This window comes from Streptomyces canarius (genome assembly GCF_014650735.1).
Classification (GTDB): domain Bacteria; phylum Actinomycetota; class Actinomycetes; order Streptomycetales; family Streptomycetaceae; genus Streptomyces; species Streptomyces olivaceoviridis.
In genome coordinates this window covers 1-1,345 of record NZ_BMVN01000177.1, presented here as the reverse complement: position 1 = coordinate 1,345, position 1,345 = coordinate 1, and the positions used below count along the sequence as shown (strand labels likewise).

At 37.2% G+C, this 1,345-nt stretch carries 2 protein-coding genes; both read left to right on the top strand.

Going from position 1 to position 1,345, the window contains the following annotated elements; genetic code table 11:
* A partial coding sequence (gene petB, locus IE294_RS50385) for a cytochrome b6 (protein WP_189895383.1) occupies positions 1 to 591 on the top strand: 591 nt, incomplete at its 5' end.
* 208 nt (positions 592 to 799) lie between these two features.
* Positions 800 to 1,282, top strand: a complete 483-nt coding sequence (gene petD, locus IE294_RS50380) for a cytochrome b6-f complex subunit IV (RefSeq protein WP_229918588.1) — start codon at positions 800 to 802, stop codon at positions 1,280 to 1,282.
* The last annotated feature ends 63 nt before the right edge of the window (positions 1,283 to 1,345 follow it).

The following is a 1,345-nucleotide window of genomic DNA, read 5'->3' as shown; positions in this document are numbered from 1 at the left end:
GATATAACTAGTAAATATGTTCCTCCTCATGTTAACATATTTTATTGTCTAGGAGGAATTACGCTTACTTGTTTTTTGGTACAAGTAGCTACAGGATTTGCTATGACTTTTTACTATCGTCCAACCGTTACTGAGGCTTTTGCTTCTGTTCAATACATAATGACTGAAGCTAACTTTGGTTGGTTAATCCGATCAGTTCATCGATGGTCGGCAAGTATGATGGTCTTAATGATGATCCTGCACGTATTTCGTGTCTATCTCACTGGTGGTTTTAAAAAACCTCGCGAATTAACTTGGGTTACAGGCGTGGTTCTGGGTGTGTTGACCGCGTCTTTTGGCGTAACAGGTTATTCCTTACCTTGGGACCAAGTTGGTTATTGGGCAGTCAAAATCGTAACAGGCGTTCCGGACGCTATTCCGGTAATAGGATCGCCTTTGGTAGAGTTATTACGTGGAAGTGCTAGTGTGGGACAAGCCACTTTGACCCGTTTTTATAGTTTACACACTTTTGTATTACCCCTTCTTACTGCTGTATTTATGTTAATGCATTTCCTAATGATACGTAAGCAAGGCATTTCTGGTCCTTTATAGAGAATATAGACCCTAACTATATTGTAACCAATAATTTATCTTATTACTTGGGGGAGGAACAATAGTATTTCATTGCTACAAATATGGATTATTGAAAAAAAAAATAAGACATGTATTTGGATATTTCCTTTCAACTACAACAATATTCTATTATTTATTTGATATGACATGAATAGTTGAAGGGAATTCCCCGAAGAGAAAATGGATTATGGGAGTAACAAAAAAACCTGACTTGAACGATCCTGTATTAAGAGCTAAATTAGCTAAAGGTATGGGTCATAATTATTATGGGGAACCCGCATGGCCCAATGATCTTTTATATATTTTTCCAGTAGTAATTCTCGGTACTATTGCTTGTAACGTGGGCTTAGCGGTTCTAGAACCTTCAATGATTGGTGAACCCGCGGATCCATTTGCAACTCCTTTAGAAATATTACCTGAATGGTATTTCTTTCCTGTATTTCAAATACTTCGTACAGTACCTAACAAGTTATTGGGTGTTCTTTTAATGGTTTCAGTACCCGCGGGATTATTAACAGTACCGTTTTTGGAAAATGTTAATAAATTCCAAAATCCATTTCGTCGTCCAGTAGCGACAACCGTTTTTTTGATTGGTACTGCAGTAGCCCTTTGGTTGGGTATTGGAGCAACATTACCGATTGATAAATCCCTAACTTTAGGTCTTTTTTAAATTGAATCAATTAAAAAAAAATATCATGATGTGCGTATCTAGGGAGTAGTCACTTCAAAGGCG

Coding starts and splice junctions, on each gene's coding strand:
- petD (WP_229918588.1), top strand. CDS start 800: ATGGGAGTAACAAAAAAACCTGACTTGAACGATCCTGTATTAAGAGCT.